The organism is uncultured Allofournierella sp., from assembly GCA_944382705.1.
GTDB lineage: Bacteria > Bacillota > Clostridia > Oscillospirales > Ruminococcaceae > Allofournierella.
This window is the reverse complement of the sequence record CALWNE010000001.1, coordinates 1-19,362: the sequence shown is the minus strand read 5'-3', so window position 1 is coordinate 19,362 and position 19,362 is coordinate 1. Positions and strand designations below refer to the sequence as shown.

The following is a 19,362-nucleotide window of genomic DNA, read 5'->3' as shown; positions in this document are numbered from 1 at the left end:
GATTGATAAGGAAAAAGCTGTGCCGGTGGATATTGCCCTGGGCCAGGGGTACGATACCCTTGTGATTACAGGCCCCAACACCGGCGGTAAAACCGTCAGCCTGAAAACAGCCGGTCTTTTGTGTGCCATGGCGCAGCACGGTATGCTGATTCCGGCCCATGAGCAGAGCACCGTCTGCGTTTTTGAGGAGTATCTAGTGGACATTGGCGATGAGCAGAGCATTGAGCAGAGTCTTTCCACCTTTTCTGGCCACATGAAAAAGATTACCGGCATTCTGGACCAGGCCCACAAGCGCACGCTGGTGCTGCTGGATGAGCTGGGCGCCGGTACCGACCCGGCGGAAGGCGCAGCCTTGGCGGTGAGCATCATCGAACAGCTGCGCAGCCAGGGTGCACTGATTATGGCAACCACCCACTACGCGGAGATGAAGGTCTTTGCCCTGGAAACCCCCGGTGTTATGAACGCAAGCTGTGAGTTTGATGTGGAAAGCCTGCGCCCCACCTATAAACTAAGCGTGGGCGTGCCCGGCAAGTCCAATGCGTTTTTAATCAGCGAAAAGCTGGGCATTCCTCAGCGGATTATTCAGCGGGCACAAACCCACCTTTCCAACGATGACAAGCGGCTGGACAGTGTGCTGGCTCAGCTGGATGATTTGAAATTGCAGCTGAAGGCCAGCCAGGACGAGGTGGAGAAGGCCCGCAGCGAGGCGGAACACAAGCTGGAATCTGCCCGCAAAAAGTACGATGCGCTGGTACAGCAGGGCGAAACCGAGCTGGAAGCGGCCCGGCTGAAAGCCCGTCAGATGGCTCAGCAGGTGCAGGATGCAGCCTATGCCCTTACCGATGAGCTGCGCCAGCTGCAAAAGGACGAAAAAACCAGCGCCGCCCAGCGTGCGGCCCGTGCCCGGGAAATTGCCCGGAAGGAGACCGAGCGGCTGTACAGCAAAACCGATGTGGCCCATGTAGCACCCAAGCAGTTTGTGCCCCTCAAGCAGGTGAAGGTAGGCCAGGAAGTGGTGATTGCAGACCTGGACCAGACTGCTACCGTGGTTTCGCTGCCGGACCGGAACGGCCTGGTGGAGGTGCGGGCTGGCATCCTGAAAACCAAGGTGCCCCTGAGCAACCTGAAAGCGCCGGATAAACTGCAAAAGACCCCTGCCAAGTCGGCGGCGCCCAAGCGCAGCAGCACCACGGTGCAGCGGGTACAGCGCAAAGCCAGCATGGAAATTAATCTGCTGGGCATGACGGTGGACGAAGCCCTCATGGAAACCGACCAGTTCATCGACCATGCAGTGATGAATGGGCAAAGCATGGTATACCTGATTCACGGCAAGGGCACCGGCGCCCTGCGCAAAGCCATCCATGCCCATCTGCGTGGCCACCGGAATGTAAAGAGCTTCCGCCTGGGCCAGTACGGCGAGGGTGAAGCAGGCGTAACGGTGGTGGAACTAAAATAAACACAGGGGCAGGCAATGCCCATGCCGGCGGCCAACAGCCACACGCCCGGTGGCCAACAGCCACACGCCCGGTGGCTGCCGTCAGCCTGGCCCGCAAGTCAGGCAAAAAACAAAATCCCCGGTTATCTCTCCCATACAGGAGAGGGCCGGGGGTTTTGTGCTGTTTGGCGTTAAATCTGCTGTTTAATCTGGCGGATTACCTGTTTTTCCAACCGGCTCACCTGGGCCTGGCTGATGCCAATTTCCTGGGCTACCTCCATCTGGGTTTTGCCGGCCAGATACCGCAGTGTCAGGATACGCCGCTCCCTGGGGGAAAGCTCTTGCAGAGTATCCTTCAGCATAATGCTGCTAATCCAGCTTTCTTCGCCCTCTGGTTGGCCGATTTGATCCATTACATACAGGGTGTCTCCACCGTCGGTGTACACCGGTTCATATAGGCTGATGGGGTCCACCACGCTTTCCAGGGCAAGCGTTACGGTGGAAAGGGGAAGTTCCACCCGCTGGGCCACCTCGCGCATATGAGGTTCCCGCCCCAGTTCTTTTTGCAGCTGCTCTTTGGCTTGCATGGCACGGTAAGCGGTATCCCGCACCGAGCGGCTCACCCGCAGGCTGTTGTTGTCTCGCAGAAAGCGGCGAATCTCGCCCACAATCATGGGAACGCCATAGGTGGAGAACCGCAGATTCATGGTAGGGTCAAAATTGTCAATGGCTTTCATCAGGCCAATGCAGCCCACCTGAAATAAATCGTCCATACATTGCCCCCGGCCGGTAAATTTTTGTACCACGCTGAGCACCAGCCGCAGATTGCATTGAATCAGGGTTTGCCGGGCCTGGGCATCCCCATTGCGGGCCGCAATCAGCAGCTGCGTTTTTTCTTTTTCTTTCAAAACCGGCAGCTTGGCGGTGTTCACACCGCAAATTTCCACCTTGTTGTAAGGCATGGTCATCACACTCCTTGCCCCTGTTGCAGGGTACTGGGAGTATGGACGAAGCATTACCGCACAAAACCAGTGAAATATTGGAAGTATGCTGCACTCCAACGGCTGCGCCAGCATACAGTAAGGCAAGCAGTACGAAAAAGGAGGGGTCATGTATGACGCAGGAAGGAATTGTTTTGCTGGCAATCGGGTTGCTGGTAGTGGGGGTGGCCGCCCTTGCTTTTGTATGGAGCTTGTACCACGACTATCTGGAAAAAGAAAAACGGCTTTACCGAGAACCCAGCTTTGTGCCTGCAGGATTTTGGATGAGCCGTCTGCCCCAGCAGGACTACCTGCGGCTGGATCGGATTTATCTGCTTGGTCGCCGCATTGCACAGCTGGAATTTTTGGTTCGTCCCCAGTGGACGGCGGTTCTCCGGGTGGCCTTTGAGGGCCAGGATCTGCGGCTGGAGGAATGGGAGATGCCGGACTTTGACCAGCTGTCAGTGCGTATGGTGGCAGGGGTGCGCACCGAGCTGCGCCAGGAACAAAACGGCGCAGTGCTGGTGCGCTGGCAGCGGAATGGGTTTGATTTTGCCCTCTATCTGCCCCGTACCGAGATGGGCCTGGCCGGCGGTTTGCTGGAGCGGTTTGTAACCGACACACAGGCCAGCCCACTGGAATAAAGCTGCAAATAAAAGCGCAGAGTAATTGCTGAAAAACTGGCTGAAGCCCAGCCATATCAAATAGAGCGGCTCATAGAGGGGCTCAAGGGTTAAAGCCAACAAAAAACGCTGACCGGCAAGTTTTGCCAGGTCAGCGTTTTTATTGAGAGCCCGCATCTGCCTGTGGGAACAAAGGCATAAGAAAGAGGCGGGGCAAACTGTTTGTATGCCTGAAAAAGCAGGTTGCGGCTTTTTTACAACGCCTTTTCCAAATCCCGGCGCAGCCGCAAAATAATGCGTTTTTCCAGCCGGGAAATGTAACTTTGAGAGATGCCAATTTGGTCCGCAACCTCTTTTTGGGTACGCTCGTTGCCGTCCAGCAAACCGAACCGCAGCTGCATGATGGTGCGTTCCCGTGGGGCCAGGCGGTTTACTGCGGCAAGCAGCAGGTCTTTTTCTGCTTCCTGCTCCAGCTGTGCACCAATGAGGTTTTGGTCACTGCCCAAAATGTCCGATAAAAGAAGTTCGTTTCCGTCTCCATCGGTGTTGAGGGGTTCATCAATGCTGGCCTCCTGGCGGCGGTTGCTGCTTTTGCGCAGGTACATCAAAATTTCGTTTTCGATGCAGCGGCTGGCGTAGGTGGCCAGCTTGATGTTTTTGGAGGGCACAAAGGTGTTTACGGCCTTAATCAGCCCAATGGTGCCGATGGAAATCATGTCTTCCACCGAGGTGGTGGGGCTTTCAAATTTTTTTGCAATGTACACCACCAGCCGCAGGTTGTGGGTAATGAGCAGGTCACGGCAGCCGGGTTTGCCTGCTTCCAGCCCGGCAAAAATCTGCTGCTCCTCCTGGGCGGTAAGGGGCGGCGGCAGAGTTTGGGGGCCATGTATGTAATAGATATAGTCCGGCATTTGAAGCCATTGCATAAATGCCGCCAGCAGTTGTTTTATTTGGGCAATGAGGGGGTGATACACGATGTTCGACTCCTTTCCTGGGTGAGGGTGTGTAAAAAACGCTGGCCCACCAGGGCCTGAATGGTGCCATCTGCCAAAGGCTGGTCGGTAAAAACCACCAATGCAGGGGCGGTGTATCGACGGGAATCCCTTTGCAGGCTCACTAAAATGCCGTCCAGAGCGGGGAGTGTGCGCTGCCCGGCAGCGGTTTGGCAGGGGATAAGCCGCAGTTTTGTATGGGGTGGCGGGGCAGAGAGGCGGCCCTTCAAAAAGGCGGCAAAAAAGGGCTGTACCTCGGGCGGAATGGCTTTGCGGCAGGACTCATAGCAAACCAGCAAGGCAGGTTTACCGCCCACAGGGTCCAGCAATGAAAAGCCGGTGTCCAGCAGGGCTGTGAGTGTAACTGGCTGCTGCTCTGCAAAGGTGAGCTGCAACTCCAGCCGGGGGGCGTTTTGAGGTGGGCCAAAGGCCAGCAGAGCAAGCCGTAAAACCAGATAGACCCCGGCGGTGCAAATCAGAATCAGGGTGGGGGAGAGGGCCAGATACACCGAGAAATTGTTGGTGTGCATCCCTTGGGCACCCTGCTGCTGCACTGCCCACAAAACCAAACCGGCAAGACCGATGTTTAGCGCAAAAAACCACACTGTCTGGCGCAGCAGCCCCCGCCAGCCGCAAAACCCAAAGGCAATGCGGCACACCAACGCAGCGCTGATGCCTTTAAATGCCAGGCCGGGCACAAGGCCAAAATCCGGTGCCAACAGGCTGAGTGTACACCCGGCGGCTAAACCGGCCGCGGCCAGGCAGGGCCAAGGGCCGCAGACGGCGCCGCTTAGCTGTGCCACACACCGCAGCAACAGATACGCAATGAGGAAATTCACCAACAGCAGTACATCCAGGTAGATAACGGTTTTCAATGGCATCCCTCCCTTTGTGTTTGATTGTACCGCCACAAGGCGGGCAGATGCTGTCAAAAAAGGGGACGACCTTCAAACGCCTGCACGAGAGCTGAACAATGCAAAAAAATGCACCCCTTCCCGATGACAGGAAGGAGTGCAGAGGATAAATTTTGTTAGAGGTTTAGCCCACCAGACGGCCGGTGAGGGGAATGCCGCAGGTGTTTAGGGCACGAATGAAGGAAGCGCTGCCCTTGTAGTGGATGCCTGTAATGCCCAAATCAAAAGCGGCCGTGGTGTTGTCTTTTCGGTCATCCACAAAAATACTTTCGCTGCAATCCAGCTGGTAGGTTTGCAGCAGGGCCTGGTAGATGCCTGCATCCGGCTTGTTGATGCCCACCTCACAGGAGGCAATGCCGCCGTCAAACAGCTGCCAAAAGTCCCGCTTGCGAATCAGCTCCAGGGTTTCGTGGGAGATGTTGGACAGATAATACAGCGAAAACCCCATGTTTTTAAGCCGCTTCATGGTTTCTACGGTGCGGCGGCGGGTTTTGAGCATACGGGGCCAGTCATCCAGCACACTCTGCACCTCAAATACACGGCCAGCGGTGCGGGCTTTTTCCAGCATCTGGCCATAGGCCTGCTCCTGGGTGAGTTTGCCGGCGTCCAGCAGCGCCCATTCCTCGCTACCAAAGGTTAAATCGTATACGATGGTTTCGATGGTTTCGTTATAAAAGCGTTCCAGCAAAAATTCCTTGGGATTAAAATCCACCACAACGCCGCCCAGGTCAAAAATGATGTTCTTATACATCCTGGTTTCTCTCCTTCGGTTACAGAGTGGACTGGCCAGCCGTGTAGGGCGGGCCAGGGTTTTAGGCAGCACCGTATAAGTTGCGCCAAAAGGCTGAGACAGTGCAGTGCGCAAAAACTTTCTGCGATGTTGCTCCAAAATATTTGCCAGTTCATCAAAGATTGACTGGGGTTTGGGTTCGTCTCACAAAAAATTCCGCCACGCTCCACTGCCTGAAATGATGCAGGTGCTGCTTTTATTCAAAAGTATAGCAAATTTTGTGACAAAATGATAGAGCGTCCCATGAATTTACACATCAACCTGCCGGTGCTGCATACTATGGTAACGAAAGGTGGTGTTATTATGACAGCAGAAGAACTGTTTTGCAAAGATATTATACAGCTGGGCGCAGGAATCAAGCTGGGCCGGGCGGATGATGTTTGGCTGGACCCCCAGGCCCGGCGGCTGGAAGGCTTGATTTTACGGGATCGGCCCCGCTGGCTTCGCTGGCTTGGCAAAGGGCAGGAGCTGCGTATCCCCTGGGAACAGGTGGTGTCCATTGGGCAGGATGTGATTTTGGTGGAATTAAAAGAGCAGGAAGCCTTACAATGCGAACAAAAAGGGCTTTTTTCCGGTATGTTTGCCAAGGCTCCCCTTGCGTCCACCGAAAAAACAGGTATATAATAGGAACCATCTGCAACAAGGGGGCGGTGAGGGAAGAACGCTCACCGCTGCCCCTTGCCTTTCAACATGGCAGTGCTTTTGCGGCAAAGCAGGAGCAGTACACTGCCTGAGCTAAAGGAGGAATGGGTTTTGCCTGTACCTGTAAAACAAAAAACGATATGGCGGCTGCCGGCACCCCCCCAAAAAAGGCCATTTGCAGCCTGGGCCTGGCTTATGGCACCCCTGGTGGGGCTGCTGGTGCTGGTTTGCACCGAATGGGTGCACCGGGGCCAGTTTACCCAAGCTGTGTGGACAAGCAATGTGCTGCCCCACCTGCCCAGTTACCTGTTCAGCTGGCTGCTGCTGGCCTGCCTTTATCAAACAGTTGCCACCCTCAGCCGGTGCCATCCTGCGGCGGTGCTTGTTACGGCCATTGCAGGCTGTGTACCGGCTGCAATTACTTATTTTAAGCTCAAACTTCGGGGAGAACCGTTCTTTCCCTGGGATGTGATGCAGGTTTCGGAGGCTGTGGGCGTGGCAGGCCAGGCCGGGCTGGAAATGACCCTGTCCATGGGGGTGTCGGCGCTGCTGTTTGCGGTACTGGCAGTGCTGGCGGTGCTGGTGAAGGAACCAGAGCGCCGCTGGCAAAGCCGCTTGGCAGCAGGGCTGGGCACCGCCCTGGTGGGAGCGATGGTGGTGGGAGTGTTCCTAAGCCCGGGGCTATCCCGCAGCATTGGGATTGTGCCGGATATGTGGATGCAGAACCGGTACTACCGTAACTATGGCGTGATTGCAGGGTTTATTACCAATATCCAGAATATCAATGTAAAAAAGCCGGCTGGGTATAACCAAAACACGGCAGAAACATTGCTGGAGGAAGCAGAAAAGCAGGACCTTGCTCCGGAATTTGAAGGCAGCTACGCCCAGCAGGGGGATGGCCAGGTGACATGGCCCAACATTATCTTTGTGATGGATGAGTCCTTCTGGGATGCCTCCGAGCTGGAGCAGTACGGGGTAACCTTTGACCGGGCTCTCACCCCCAATCTGCACCGGTTGCAGCAGCAGGCAGCCTACGGAAAGCTGTACAGTCCCAGCTTTGGGGGAGGCACCTGCGATGTGGAGTTTGAGGCCCTGACCGGCTACTCCACAGAATTTTTGCCCAGCGGGAGCAAGCCCTTTCAGCAGCATGTGGTGCATCCCATGTTTTCGCTGCCTTCTTATTTAAAGGAGCAAGGCTATGCCACCCAGGCGGTTCACTGCTACTATGGCAAATTTTGGAGCCGCAACACAGCCTACCCAAACCTGGGCATTGACAGCTTTATCTCGCTGGAGGATTTTGTAAATCCAGAAAAAAAGCGTGGGGCAGAGTGGAAGGGCGGCCTGGTGACCGACCGGGAGATGGCCAACAAGATTGAGGAGCTGTGGGAAAGCCGCCAGACGGACAAGCCCCTGTTTTTGCACGCAGTTACCATGCAGAACCACACCAGCTATCGGCCGGATAACTACGACCCAGAGGAATTGGTGCAGATTTTGCAGGCACCTGCCACCATGAGCGAAAAAACCAAAGGAGCTTTGCAGGATTTTGCAACCGGCGTACAGCAGGCGGATGAAATGCTGGGGCAGCTAACCGACTATTTCAGCCAGGTGGAGGAACCGGTTATCCTGGTGTTTTGGGGCGACCATTACAATCCCATCGGCAGCGGGTACGAGGTGTATACCTCCACAGGCTATGTGCCCGATGCAACCAGCGAATCCCCAGAGCTGCACCAGATGCCGCTGCTGATTTGGTGCAACTACTGGGACCAGCCGGTGGAGCTGGGCACCCTGGCTGCCTACCAGCTGAGCCCGGTGCTTATGGAACTGTTTGGGATGGAAAAGCCGGCCTATTATGAATATCTGCTCAACCAGCTTTCGGTTTACCGCAGCCGCACCAGGGGGGTGACCATTCAGCCGGATGGAACCGCCACCCAGGAGATGGATAGCCAGCAGGAACAGTGGTTTGAAAACCACTGGCTGCTGCAATACGACCTGATGTTTGGCAAAAGCTGGGGTGCACCGGGCTACAACGAATCGTCAAAGTAAAAAAAGCCTGGCTGCAAGCCAAATTATTTGAGCAAAAGCCTTGTAAAGGCTGGTTCGGTGTGGTATACTGTACCAGCAATACGCACGCATTGCTTTGTTCTCCTGTGCCCGCAAGGGTGGGGGAACATGCAGGTAATGCGGAGGAAAAACACTATTTTTGGAGGATTTAAACATGGCAGTAGTATCTATGAAACAGCTCCTGGAAGCAGGCGTACACTTCGGTCACCAGACCCGTCGCTGGAACCCCAAGATGGCTAAGTACATCTTCACCGAGCGCAACGGCATCTACATCATCGACCTGCAGAAGACCGTTAAGAAGCTGGACGAGGCTTACAACTTTGTTCGCGAAGTTGCTTCCGAGGGCGGCGAGATTCTGTTTGTTGGCACCAAGAAGCAGGCTCAGGAGTCCATCAAGGAAGAGGCTCTGCGCTGCGGCATGCACTATGTAAACGCTCGTTGGCTGGGCGGCATGCTGACCAACTTCCGCACCATCCGTAAGCGCATCGACCGTCTGGAGCAGCTGCGCCAGATGAGCGAGGACGGCACCTTTGAGCTGCTGCCCAAGAAGGAAGTTGCTAAGCTGGAGCTGGAGATCGAGAAGCTGGAGAAGTTCCTGGGCGGTGTTAAGAACATGCACGGCCTGCCCAAGGCTATGTTCATCGTTGACCCTCACAAGGAGCGCATCGCTGTTGCTGAGGCTCGCAAGCTGAACATTCCCATCGTGGCTATCGTTGACACCAACTGCAACCCCGACGAGATCGATTACGTGATCCCCGGCAACGACGACGCTATCCGTGCTGTTAAGCTGATTGCCGGCGCTATGGCCGACGCTGTTCTGGAAGGCCGTCAGGGCGAGCAGAACGCTGCTGCGGCTGCCGAGGCTGCCGAGGCTTAATCGCTTTCCTGCACCGAACAACGAAAGGGGATAATTAAAATGGCTTTTACTGCACAAGATGTTAAGAACCTGCGCGAGCAGACCGGTTGCGGCATGATGGACTGCAAGAAGGCTCTCACCGAGTCTGGCGGCGATTTCGACAAGGCCGTTGAGTACCTGCGTGAGAAGGGTCTGGCTGCTGCTCAGAAGAAGGCTGGCCGCATTGCTGCTGAGGGTATGGTATACGCTACCGTTTCCAGCAAGGTTGGCGTTGTGGTTGAAGTAAACGCTGAGACCGACTTCGTTGCCAAGAACGAGATGTTCCAGAACTTCGTTAAGGATGTTGCTGGCGTTATCGTAGAGCAGAACCCCGCTGATGTGGATGCTCTGCTGGCTTGCAAGCTGGGCGACGATACCGTTGAGGCTGCTCTGAAGGAGAAGATCCTGGTTATCGGCGAGAACATCAAGATCCGTCGTTTCGAGCGCTTTGAGGGTGTATGCTCTGCTTACATCCATGCAGGCGGCACCCACGCTGTTCTGGTTGGCTTTGAAACCAGCGAGGAAGTTGCTTCCAAGGCTGAGTTCGACGCTTACGGCAAGGACATTGCCATGCAGATTGCAGCCGCTAACCCCGGCTACCTGTGCGAGGCCGATGTACCTGCTGAGGTAATTGAGAAGGAGAAGGAAATTCTGCTGGCTCAGATTGCCAACGATCCCAAGAACGCCAACAAGCCCGACGCTATCAAAGAAAAGATGGTTCTGGGCCGCATTGGCAAGTTCTACAAGGAGAACTGCCTGGTTGAGCAGGAGTTCGTTAAGGACCCCGACCTGACCATCGCTCAGTACACTGAGAACACCGGCAAGGCTCTGGGCGGCGAGATCAAGATCACCAAGTTCGCTCGTTACGAGAAGGGCGAAGGCCTGGAGAAGAAAGTGGACGACTTCGCAGCTGAAGTTGCCAGCATGACCAAGTAATTGGTGCTGAATCCACTTTAAAGATTCAAGTTTGTATTGGGTCTGGCAGATGATGTGCCAGCCTCGTATGCACAAAAGAAAGGAGCACTCCCTAAAGGAGTGCTCCTTCTTTTTGGCATAGAAATAAAATCGGTTTTCCGCTGTTGAAGTTGTAAAGTAAAGTGGACCGTAAAGATTGAGGGAGGGAGAGAGAGATGCACAAGCAGAAGTTTGCACCTGCAATGTTCTTTTTTGCGGTTTTCGGTGCACTGATGCTGTTTTTTGTTCGCATCAATCCCATTGTGGTATTTGATGCAGACGATTGGCTGTACGCTTCGTATATGCGTTCGCCGGTTCCAATTTGGGGAGGGTGGAACCCTACCCGTATTTTGCCGGAAATTTTTATGCCCTTTGTTTCAAACATTGGAGCATTTATTCTTTACCCGCTAACCGGAGACTATCTGGGTGCATTGACCACTGCCTATGGGGCGGCGGTATCGGCAAGCATTGTGGGATATCTGTATGTGGTCTACCGGTTTTTGTGCTGTAAAGTCACAAGCAGCAAATCCATTGCGCTTGGTGCAACGGCGCTTTTTTTGCTGCTGCATTTCAATATTTTTAAGGTAGGAGTAAGCAATAATTCTTACCTGTTTTTTTCGGCAGATGCCACCTGCTACTTTTTTTATACCATTCCTACCCTGTGGATTTTTAGCATGATAGGACTTTTGGAACTGCACCCGGAATGGTACGATTTTACCACCAACAAGCATTTGCTGCCTAAAAGTATTTTGCTGGCGGCTGCCTACCTGCTGGTGTTTTCCAATTTATATTGCTCCTATCTGCTTGCGCTGTGGTGTGGATTTAAAATTTTGCAATCCATCCAGCTGCCGTTCCAGCTCCGGCAGATGGTTTGCAAAAATGCTTTTCCGCTGGTGGTTCTTGCGGCCTGGTTTGTTTCGCTGGTGTTTGAGCTGAATGGCGGCCGGGCAGACAGCCTTTCGCAAGTGTCGTTCAGGGAGGGGCTTTTACAGTCGATGCAGTACTTTTTTAAAACCAGCTATGGGCCTATGTTCAAAGGCGTTGCCGTTGGATGTGTGGTGCTGGGCGTTGTTTTAATGGCTGCAAATCGAAAGGAAGACTACACAAAGGCCGTTGCGCAAAAGGCTGCATATATGGTGGCATCGGCTGTTTTGTCGCTTATCTTTTTGCTGCTTCTTACCGGTGTTACCATACCAAGCTACATTGCCCGGGCAGATGTAACCCTGGGAGCATTTGTGTGGGCATTGGGTAGTATTGTTTTGCTGGCAGTTTACATTGCGGAAAAACTGCCCTTGGCAAAAGCCTGCATCCCGCTGCTGCTGGTTTTGCAGTTATTTTCCATCCAGGTGTATTCCTTTATGGGCAGTATCAACCCAGTGGCCAATGTGCATCAGGCGCAAAAAATCAATGAGGATATCTTACAGCAGTTTGAGCAGGGAATTGAACGGGGTGATGAGATGCTGCAATTGCATATTCCTGCCCTGGATCCATCCTGGCCGTTGCCCCCTGCCTACATTGGGGATCGCATGGCTGAAACACTGTACAGGCACCGTGTAATTCCTTATAAAATTCAGGTTATCGCTGTGCAGGATGCCGCCATGAATGAGCGGTATGGAATTGGCCGCAAAGGCTAATGGTGCCTGCATAACGGCAGAGGGAAGAGTAACCTCCCCCCAGCCAGGCCTTGGGCCATGGCTGGGGGGAGGCTCATTTTTGATGCGCCAGATACTGAGCAAGGTGTTATGCAAGCGTTTTAAAAGGGATAACCTTGTTACAGGTGAAAGTTTTGAAAAAATTTTTCAACTATTTGCAAAAAACAGCAATCCATTGCAAAGAAAGCCGGTAAAATAATTCCTGCATATTCCGACTGTGGGACGATAAATTTGGAAAAACAAAATCCTTTGGTTGAAAAATTGGCAGCAAGGACGCTATCAGAGCAGAAAAAGCGCAACGGTTGTGCAATATGCTGGGTTTACGGGGAGTAGATTCGTAGAAGTTCATAATTGAAAAATTTTTTCACTGGTGATACCATAGAAGCATATTAAGCAAACAATTTAACAGCAGCTTGTAAGCGCCGTTTTGCAAAAAGTGGCCCGCTAGATTGGGCTTGAACCATTTGCAGTGCGGTGCCGGAGTGCGGTTTAACAGGGCTTGCAGAGATGCAAGAGACCCATTAAATACTTGTTACACAACCAACCTTAAAACCAGATTTTTAAAAGGAGAGGAAAAGGATGAAAGACATTTCCAAATACCAGGGCATTATTCCTGCTTTCTACGCTTGCTATGATGCACAAGGCAATGTGAGCATGGAGCGCACCAAGGAGCTTACCCGTTACTTTATTAAAAAGGGCGTCAAGGGTGTTTATGTGTGCGGATCTTCCGGTGAGTGCATCTACCAGAGCAAGGAGGAGCGCAAGCAGACCCTGGAGGCTGTTATGAGCGAAGCAAAAGGCAAGCTTACAGTAATTGCCCATGTGGCCTGCAATAACACGGCCGACAGCATGGAGCTGGCTGCCCATGCCGAAAGCCTAGGCGTGGATGCGATTGCTGCCATCCCTCCCATCTATTTTAAACTGCCGGAGCATGCCATTGCACAGTACTGGAACGATATTTCTTCCGCTGCACCCAACACGGATTTTGTTATTTACAACATTCCTCAGCTGGCTGGTGTGGCTCTCACCATGCCCTTGTTCCGGGAAATGCGCAAAAACCCCCGTGTGGTTGCTGTTAAAAACAGCAGCATGCCGGTACAGGACATTCAGATGTTCAAGATGGAAGGCGGTCCCGAGTTTGTGGTATTCAATGGACCCGACGAGCAGTTTATTTCCGGCCGTGCCATTGGTGCGGATGGCGGCATTGGCGGCACCTACGCCGTTATGCCGGAACTGCTGCTGAAGGCTGACGAGCTGCTGAAGGCTGGCCAGCTGGAAAAGGCATGTGAGGTGCAGTACGCCATTGATGCCATTATTTACGCCATGTGTGCCTGCAAGGGCAACCTGTACGCCGTAATGAAGGAGATTCTGCGCATTCGTGAGGGCCTGGACATTGGCGGCGTTCGCAAACCGCTGCCCAACCTGTTCCCTGAGGATATGGAGCAGGTGAGCAAGTGTGCCAAGATGATTGACGAGGCCATTGCAAAATTTTGCTGATTGAATAACCTGCCAGACGCTTCGCTCCCTGGGTGAGAGCGTCTGGCTTTTTTGAGACTGCATTGTAAATAAGGGAGATGAATCAACAATGGATAAGCACGCAGAACAATTGAAGGAATATCAAACATGGGTGCGTGAGGAGCTGGAGCGCTGCGTTAACTTCTGGCTCAAAAATGGCATGGATAAGGAGCACGGCGGGGTGTATACCTGCCTGGACCGTACCGGTAAGCTGTTTAGTACCGATAAAAGCGTTTGGTTTCAGGGGCGCTGCGCCTGGACCTTCTCTTACCTGTGCCATGTGTACGGCAAAAAACAGGAGTGGCTGGATGCAGCCAAGAGCTGCCTGGACTTTATGGAGAAGTATTGCATCAACCGCCAGGCTGGCGACCGTATGTACTTTACCGTAACTGCCGACGGCAAGCCCCTGCGTCAGCGCCGCTACTGCTTCTCCGAAGGGTTTTATGCCATTGCCAATGCCGAATATTACGGCGTAACCGGCGAGGAAGAGTGCATTCAGCGTGCCCGCCGTGCTTATGAGCTGATTTATCAGCTGAACAACGGCCTGATAAAAGACCCCACCGGTATGGGCCCCAAAACCATACCCGAAACCCGTACCGGCCGTGCCCTGGCTGACCCCATGATTTACCTGAACATTACCGCCGTAATGCGCCGCTGTGACCCGGAAAATACCCAGCTGTACGATGCACGGGCCAAGGAATGCTGCGACGCTATCTTCCGTTATCATTTCAAACCCGAAATGAAGTGCACACTGGAAACCGTTGGCCCCAATGGGGAACTACAGATGGATTACACCGCAGGCCGTGTGGTAAACCCCGGCCATGACATTGAATGCAGCTGGTTTGTAATGGAACAGGCGAACCACACCCAGGACGAAGCACTCCGCAAGCAGGCACAGCTTCTGTTTGACTACGCCTACGAAGGCGGTTGGGATAAGGAATACGGCGGCTTGCTGTATTTCATCGACTGCAAGGGTTTGCCCCCGGAGGCTTACGAGCATGACATGAAGCTGTGGTGGCCCCACAACGAGCTGCTGATTGCCAGCATGATGATTTACCGGGATACCCAGGATGAAAAGTACCTGAAAATTTTTGACGAAACTTTGACCTACTGCAAAAAGGTATTCAGCGACCCTGAATATGGCGATTGGTACGGCTATCTGCGCCGGGATGGCAAGCCCACCGAGCCTGCCTGCAAGGGTTCCACCTTTAAAGGGCCTTTCCATCTGCCCCGCTGCCTAATTATGCTGGATCAGCTCATTGGTGAAATTCTGGCCCGCTAATACAAGCAATCTCTGGTAACTAAAAACCCCTGACCGCCCCCCTCTAAAGGGGATGGTCAGGGGTTTTGTTGTGGTTGGATGCAGTCTGTGTTGGGGTTTCGGTTTGCCTGTAAAGCTAAAATAGGGCAGGGGATGCCGGGTGTTCCGCCAGAGGTTTATTCAACCGGTTCAGGGCTGCTTGCACCCAGGGTGTTGGGGTCTGTGGCGGGCGCCTGAAAAGGCTGTTGTGTTTGCAGGGTGTGCACCGGGGGCAGCACCACAGGAAAGATAGGTGCCTCGTTGGAAAAAGGCTCCTTGCGAACTTTGGAGCGGGCAGCGTTCTTACTGGGGCGATGCAAGGCACGAGAATTGCGAGGGTCCTTCGCAGGATACAGGTCGTTGAATCGGTCGTAGCACATACAGGAATGCTCCTTTCAAGCAATAAATTTTTCTCCCCGCAGGGGTGAGCAAAAAAAACAGCGATGCAAATTTTTGTGGATTCAAAAGCTTTTATCGGTTGCTTTCGCAAGGCAAAATAAGGCGGTTATGCCCCTCTGAAATCTGCAAAAATCGGGGAGATAGTTATAGATTGCCCAATAATAGATTAAATACTATAAAAAGTTTTATAAAAACAGTAAAACCATAAAATATCTGTTGACTTTCTATAAAAGGTGCGCTATAATAACTATCGTCGCTGGTGCAAAACACCAGAAAGACATCCGGGTGTAGCGCAGTTTGGTAGCGCGCTTGAATGGGGTTCAAGAGGCCGTGAGTTCGACTCTCGCCACTCGGACCAAAAGCCATCGGTCTTTGACCGGTGGCTTTTTTGTTGTTACACAAGGCTTTGCCGTAATTTTTGCAAATGATTCGCAAAGCTATTTTAGCGTGTTGTTTATTGTTCATCCCATAAGCTAATGTAGCGATATTCTACTGCGTTTTGCTATGGTTTTATACGTTTTCCAAGCGGTTCGCTACATGGTTCGCTACAGGAAAATCAAAAACAGAATAAACTCACCACTTCCCTAGCGTAAAATTTTCACCTCTAAAACTATGCAAAACGTCAGGCCACATTTACAAATTTACATTTTTACATTTTTACATTTTCATTAAAAACAATATTTCAATAATGAAATCGATTCCTTTTCACTAACATCAACAACATAAAGTTTTTTCAGCTAGCAATAAGGTTAGCCGTTCATCTTTACTACAAAGATGGATGGCTTTTTTCGTTGCAAAGTAGTACCTGATTTTCTGCGTATAAATATAATACACACGCTTTCAAATATACAGAGAGAGTAACTAAGGGAGATTGATACCTAACAATAACGGAAGATAGCTTCTTGCCAAATACAGTTTATTGCGATATGATTTTACTAAAGCATTACTATGGTAAAAATGAACACAAGAACCAGATGATATACAATATGGTAGTTGTTCTACAGTTTATATTTGGAGGAAGCATAAATGAATCGAAAGATACTTGCACTTGGTATTGTGATTACACTCATTGCTGGTTTTGTGGCCTGCAAAGCATTAACCAAAACAACAGAAAACACCCCCACATCAGAACCGACCGTACAAACCGAAAGCACGCAAACCGACAACATACAAACCGAAGCAGAAGACACCACCCAACAAGAAGAAACCCACTATGATTTTGATGCATATACGAATCAATATAAATCGGACATGGGCGTAACCGATGAGGAGCTATTAGGAAATGAAAGTTTAAGGGATGCATTATATGAGTGGTTGCTGGATGGCAATATAAGTTATGAGCAAGCGCAGCAAGACAAGGAAGCAGGTTGTGACAACGTCTTGTTAGATGATTACCTCGCATGGTTATCTGGTAACAACAATAACGAAACCACCAACGAAACAGACAACAGCACCAACCAAAGCACCGATACCACCACAGGAGCGAACAACACAACAAGCAGCGGTGGAGTAAGCAGTGCTGTAAATTCAGACAAGTATCTAACAGAAGACGGTAGAGTTAATTTAGATGCATTAGAAGCAGATGGGCTGTTTGATGCTTCTGGGGGCATGGGTGACGGCATTAGCTGGACAACAGAGGAAGACAACAGAGCAGCGGAAGAAGCAGCGCAGGGCATAAATGAACGTTTTCAAGACACTGAAGCTTTTGAGGCAGTAATAAATGAACTCCGAGACAGGGGCGTAAATGTGCAATAAGCAAAGGAGGTTTAACACATGACAGAGACTTCTATGAACGTGTAGAGCTCGAGGAAGTAGCAAATATTAAAGTGCATAGCAGCGTTCATACTATAGATAACATTAGCAATATGCCTTTAGATGACAGACAACTTTACAGTTTACGGGCTAGATATAAACGACGCAAGCTCTGGTACAGCCACGGAAGACATTGACATTGGTAGTGGTTCTGGAGTAACTGGCGGTGGCGACTAGCTTGCTGGGGGATATGGCGCCTGGTGTGGTGGCTACAGATGCTACCTAGAAAATTAGAGCGGACAAGTAGTTTAGTAGGTAGTAGACATGTATTTTGCTGACGTACCTGCAAACTCGTATGAAATGAAATCGACATCCATAGGTAGCAAGACACGGACTATAAGTGTGCCATACTCTGAGATATAGGGAGATTTACATGGGTTACAGCCTCCATTCATGGGATATGAGCCGTGGGGCGAAGAGCTTGATAAGTGGTTTGAAAACCGCACCAGCTATGATACAAGCGTTATAAATGCTATAGCATTTATATAGTATGTTTTTGGGTACGCTGGGGATGATGTACAAACATTGATGGATAAGTATAGTTCAGGCGACTATCGAATTGTAGTTGAAGCGATTTATTATTTTAGGCCAATTACATGGAAGCAAACAACCATGGTGAGGAACAACTCCACATTTTGGATTTATGGTACGATACGCAATATAGCTCAATACTTAAACATGCCAGCTATAGCTCAGTTAGTGAGTGAAACTCCATATTATGGTGGTGGAAAGTGGATAGGTATATTCACAAATGGAGATTTTGCAACAGCATTAAAGCTAGTAGAGACAGACGAATATAGTGGTTTTGGACCTCCAACAGCGAAGCAAGGCAATAGTTCTGGTGAGGGGGGTTGGCTACTATATTCAGATATTACAGCACCCAAACAAGGTTGGGGTATGCATGTAGTTTATCGTGACAAGGTAGAGGAGCAATGGGCAACGTATGATGCTAGTGCTTATGGTGGTAGTATTGGGGAAAGCCCTGGTAGTGCGCCAGAAATGCCATCAATACCGACAACAACTACCTCGTGGAGAAAAGTAAGCATTGTAAAGTTTTATGAGGAAGCAGTAAAGCAATCGAATGGCATGACGGTATATCGAACAGTATCGGGCCCCTATAAGCGAGACCAGATATGTAGAACGATAGAGGTACAAAATGAGCCAGGCTGGACATTAAAAGGCTATGCAATTTAGAAAGGATACCATGGTTGGAAGACATGGGAACAAACCAAAGGCAATCGGTTATGGATGGGATACTCACCAGCAACAGTCGAGGTAGACACAGACCGTAATAACTAATTAAAAGCACGTTTATTCTATAGGAATAGCGTGCTTTTTGTTTTGTTTAAGAAAAAATTTAAGGAGCGTCGAAAATTTAGTGAGCTAAAGTGGGGTGAAAAATTGTACGGAAAAGTCAGATAATAAAGTCAGACAGTTAGTGATTTTAAGAGTAAAAAACGATTAGAAGTGGAAAAATGGGTTGTTTAGGGGTAAAAATGAGGGGTTTGTGGGCTAAAAAATGGATAGAAAACAAAATGAGGATATACAAAAGTGGTTTGAAAGATAAATTTTAGGCGTTAAATAATTTTTGAGCCATAAAAATGAAATCAATGATTTCTGAAACTAGATAGAAAGCCATACTTATACCGTTTACCAGGAGCTGGTCCAGCAGAGCCTGCCTGAAAAAGACGCAGAACACTAAACGGCAAGACCTGTATAACCTGACGCACCTTTGCCAAAACCACAAAGCCTGGAACAGGCCACAGAAGGCGCTTTGGCTTTGGAACATCTAGGAAATGAAGAATCCGTGTGAGTTCATCATGGTATGGAGCTATTTGCCTGCGGTATAACAGCCTAACTTCATTAGGGAGGTGCTCCATGGAATTGAAAAAGAGGCGGCGCAGAGCCGTGGTAGACCGCACAGTCTGCGTGGCCTGCGGCTGCTGCGTAAAGGTTTGCCCGGTGCAGGCTATTGAAATTGAAAAAGGCATTGCAGCACAGGTTAATGGTGCCAAGTGCGTGGGCTGCGGCCGATGTGCCAGAGAATGCCCTGCCAGCGTGATTGAAATTTTGGAGGTAGAGGGATGAAAAAGCAGTGGTACGACTATTTATGGATTGTATCCACTCTTTACCTGATTCTGGGGTTTTTCAATATCCTGTTTGCATGGCTGGGCTTGTTGTGCTTTTTTATCCCGTTGCTTATTGCAGTATTTGGCGGCAATAAGGGCTACTGCAACCGCTATTGTGGGCGGGGGCAGCTGTTCGGCTTGCTGGGTGGGCGGTTTGGCCTGTCCCGCAAAAAGGATATCCCCGGCTGGATGAAAAGCAAATTCTTCCGGTATGGATTTCTGGCGTTTTTCTTTGCCATGTTCTTTTTAATGCTTTGGAATACTTATCT

At 51.1% G+C, this 19,362-nt stretch carries 18 protein-coding genes, 1 tRNA gene and 1 pseudogene; 15 read left to right on the top strand and 5 right to left on the bottom strand.

The window, feature by feature from the left end; all coding sequences use genetic code 11:
- The coding region (locus ACH2EM_RS00100; RefSeq protein ID WP_395149985.1) for a Smr/MutS family protein at positions 1-1,456 on the top strand (1,456 nt) is incomplete at its 5' end.
- Positions 1,457-1,626: 170 nt separating this feature from the next.
- Here ACH2EM_RS00100 and sigG read toward each other — a convergent pair.
- Positions 1,627-2,397, bottom strand: a complete 771-nt coding sequence (gene sigG / locus ACH2EM_RS00095) for an RNA polymerase sporulation sigma factor SigG (protein ID WP_395149984.1) — start codon at positions 2,395-2,397, stop codon at positions 1,627-1,629.
- 152 nt (positions 2,398-2,549) lie between these two features.
- On the opposite strand from sigG, the gene ACH2EM_RS00090 reads away from it, so the two are divergent.
- The gene (locus ACH2EM_RS00090) at positions 2,550-3,059 is read left to right on the top strand and encodes a hypothetical protein (RefSeq protein ID WP_395149983.1); all 510 of its coding nucleotides are present in this window, start codon (positions 2,550-2,552) and stop codon (positions 3,057-3,059) included.
- Between the two features lie 233 nt (positions 3,060-3,292).
- Here the strand turns inward: ACH2EM_RS00090 and sigE are convergent, their stop codons facing one another.
- The 3 genes from sigE to ACH2EM_RS00075 all read right to left on the bottom strand — a co-directional run bounded on the left by sigE (position 3,293) and on the right by ACH2EM_RS00075 (position 5,695).
- Positions 3,293-3,964 (bottom strand): RNA polymerase sporulation sigma factor SigE, encoded by a 672-nt coding sequence (gene sigE, locus ACH2EM_RS00085; RefSeq protein WP_395149982.1) that lies wholly within the window; start codon positions 3,962-3,964, stop codon positions 3,293-3,295.
- A 20-nt stretch (positions 3,965-3,984) separates the two neighbouring features.
- Positions 3,985-4,905: a sigma-E processing peptidase SpoIIGA gene (locus ACH2EM_RS00080; RefSeq protein ID WP_395149981.1), complete on the bottom strand. Its 921-nt coding sequence runs from the start codon at positions 4,903-4,905 to the stop codon at positions 3,985-3,987.
- Between the two features lie 163 nt (positions 4,906-5,068).
- A complete protein-coding gene (locus ACH2EM_RS00075; RefSeq protein WP_395149980.1) occupies positions 5,069-5,695 on the bottom strand; it encodes an HAD family hydrolase in 627 nt (208 codons plus the stop codon).
- Positions 5,696-6,037: 342 nt separating this feature from the next.
- Here ACH2EM_RS00075 and ACH2EM_RS00070 point away from each other — a divergent pair, with 342 nt between their 5' ends.
- The 8 genes from ACH2EM_RS00070 (at position 6,038) to ACH2EM_RS00035 (ending at position 14,735) form a co-directional block, all read left to right on the top strand.
- On the top strand, positions 6,038-6,358 hold the full coding sequence (locus ACH2EM_RS00070) for a PRC-barrel domain-containing protein (RefSeq protein WP_395149979.1): 321 nt from the start codon (positions 6,038-6,040) through the stop codon (positions 6,356-6,358).
- 213 nt (positions 6,359-6,571) lie between these two features.
- Positions 6,572-8,419 (top strand): LTA synthase family protein, encoded by a 1,848-nt coding sequence (locus ACH2EM_RS00065; RefSeq protein WP_395149978.1) that lies wholly within the window; start codon positions 6,572-6,574, stop codon positions 8,417-8,419.
- Between the two features lie 172 nt (positions 8,420-8,591).
- The gene (gene rpsB, locus ACH2EM_RS00060) at positions 8,592-9,314 is read left to right on the top strand and encodes a 30S ribosomal protein S2 (protein WP_395149977.1); all 723 of its coding nucleotides are present in this window, start codon (positions 8,592-8,594) and stop codon (positions 9,312-9,314) included.
- 39 nt (positions 9,315-9,353) lie between these two features.
- A complete protein-coding gene (tsf, locus tag ACH2EM_RS00055; RefSeq protein WP_395149976.1) occupies positions 9,354-10,268 on the top strand; it encodes a translation elongation factor Ts in 915 nt (304 codons plus the stop codon).
- Between the two features lie 194 nt (positions 10,269-10,462).
- A complete protein-coding gene (locus tag ACH2EM_RS00050; RefSeq protein WP_395149975.1) occupies positions 10,463-11,920 on the top strand; it encodes a hypothetical protein in 1,458 nt (485 codons plus the stop codon).
- A complete protein-coding gene (locus tag ACH2EM_RS00045; protein ID WP_395149974.1) occupies positions 11,889-12,137 on the top strand; it encodes a hypothetical protein in 249 nt (82 codons plus the stop codon). Before ACH2EM_RS00050 ends, ACH2EM_RS00045 begins: the two co-directional genes overlap by 32 nt.
- 380 nt (positions 12,138-12,517) lie before the next feature.
- A complete protein-coding gene (locus ACH2EM_RS00040; RefSeq protein WP_395149973.1) occupies positions 12,518-13,435 on the top strand; it encodes a dihydrodipicolinate synthase family protein in 918 nt (305 codons plus the stop codon).
- A gap of 88 nt (positions 13,436-13,523) precedes the next feature.
- A complete protein-coding gene (locus tag ACH2EM_RS00035) occupies positions 13,524-14,735 on the top strand; it encodes an AGE family epimerase/isomerase (RefSeq protein WP_395149972.1) in 1,212 nt (403 codons plus the stop codon).
- Between the two features lie 155 nt (positions 14,736-14,890).
- Here the strand turns inward: ACH2EM_RS00035 and ACH2EM_RS00030 are convergent, their stop codons facing one another.
- Positions 14,891-15,133: a hypothetical protein gene (locus tag ACH2EM_RS00030; RefSeq protein ID WP_395149971.1), complete on the bottom strand. Its 243-nt coding sequence runs from the start codon at positions 15,131-15,133 to the stop codon at positions 14,891-14,893.
- 300 nt (positions 15,134-15,433) lie between these two features.
- Between ACH2EM_RS00030 and ACH2EM_RS00025 the strand changes: the two genes are divergently transcribed.
- The 5 genes and pseudogenes from ACH2EM_RS00025 to ACH2EM_RS00005 form a co-directional block, all read left to right on the top strand.
- Positions 15,434-15,510: transfer RNA gene (locus tag ACH2EM_RS00025), tRNA-Pro, on the top strand.
- 668 nt (positions 15,511-16,178) lie between these two features.
- Complete coding sequence (locus ACH2EM_RS00020) at positions 16,179-16,907, top strand: hypothetical protein (protein ID WP_395149970.1); 729 nt, start codon at positions 16,179-16,181, stop codon at positions 16,905-16,907.
- A 582-nt stretch (positions 16,908-17,489) separates the two neighbouring features.
- Positions 17,490-18,158 (top strand): hypothetical protein, encoded by a 669-nt coding sequence (locus ACH2EM_RS00015; RefSeq protein ID WP_395149969.1) that lies wholly within the window; start codon positions 17,490-17,492, stop codon positions 18,156-18,158.
- Between the two features lie 684 nt (positions 18,159-18,842).
- Positions 18,843-19,052, top strand: a complete 210-nt coding sequence (locus ACH2EM_RS00010) for a 4Fe-4S dicluster domain-containing protein (RefSeq protein WP_395149968.1) — start codon at positions 18,843-18,845, stop codon at positions 19,050-19,052.
- Positions 19,049-19,362: pseudogene (locus ACH2EM_RS00005) on the top strand (4Fe-4S binding protein); the annotation flags it as partial. The gene ACH2EM_RS00010 and the pseudogene ACH2EM_RS00005, both read left to right, overlap by 4 nt.

What these genes read in the sequence shown, in the direction of transcription:
- tsf (WP_395149976.1), top strand. Translation starts at nt 9,354, where the DNA reads ATGGCTTTTACTGCACAAGATGTTAAGAACCTGCGCGAGCAGACCGGT.
- ACH2EM_RS00075 (WP_395149980.1), bottom strand. Translation starts at nt 5,695, where the DNA reads ATGTATAAGAACATCATTTTTGACCTGGGCGGCGTTGTGGTGGATTTT.
- ACH2EM_RS00070 (WP_395149979.1), top strand. Translation starts at nt 6,038, where the DNA reads ATGACAGCAGAAGAACTGTTTTGCAAAGATATTATACAGCTGGGCGCA.
- ACH2EM_RS00030 (WP_395149971.1), bottom strand. Translation starts at nt 15,133, where the DNA reads ATGTGCTACGACCGATTCAACGACCTGTATCCTGCGAAGGACCCTCGC.
- ACH2EM_RS00040 (WP_395149973.1), top strand. Translation starts at nt 12,518, where the DNA reads ATGAAAGACATTTCCAAATACCAGGGCATTATTCCTGCTTTCTACGCT.
- ACH2EM_RS00050 (WP_395149975.1), top strand. Translation starts at nt 10,463, where the DNA reads ATGCACAAGCAGAAGTTTGCACCTGCAATGTTCTTTTTTGCGGTTTTC.
- ACH2EM_RS00090 (WP_395149983.1), top strand. Translation starts at nt 2,550, where the DNA reads ATGACGCAGGAAGGAATTGTTTTGCTGGCAATCGGGTTGCTGGTAGTG.
- ACH2EM_RS00035 (WP_395149972.1), top strand. Translation starts at nt 13,524, where the DNA reads ATGGATAAGCACGCAGAACAATTGAAGGAATATCAAACATGGGTGCGT.
- ACH2EM_RS00020 (WP_395149970.1), top strand. Translation starts at nt 16,179, where the DNA reads ATGAATCGAAAGATACTTGCACTTGGTATTGTGATTACACTCATTGCT.
- ACH2EM_RS00065 (WP_395149978.1), top strand. Translation starts at nt 6,572, where the DNA reads ATGGCACCCCTGGTGGGGCTGCTGGTGCTGGTTTGCACCGAATGGGTG.
- rpsB (WP_395149977.1), top strand. Translation starts at nt 8,592, where the DNA reads ATGGCAGTAGTATCTATGAAACAGCTCCTGGAAGCAGGCGTACACTTC.
- ACH2EM_RS00045 (WP_395149974.1), top strand. Translation starts at nt 11,889, where the DNA reads ATGAGCGGTATGGAATTGGCCGCAAAGGCTAATGGTGCCTGCATAACG.
- sigE (WP_395149982.1), bottom strand. Translation starts at nt 3,964, where the DNA reads ATGCAATGGCTTCAAATGCCGGACTATATCTATTACATACATGGCCCC.
- ACH2EM_RS00010 (WP_395149968.1), top strand. Translation starts at nt 18,843, where the DNA reads ATGGAATTGAAAAAGAGGCGGCGCAGAGCCGTGGTAGACCGCACAGTC.
- sigG (WP_395149984.1), bottom strand. Translation starts at nt 2,397, where the DNA reads ATGCCTTACAACAAGGTGGAAATTTGCGGTGTGAACACCGCCAAGCTG.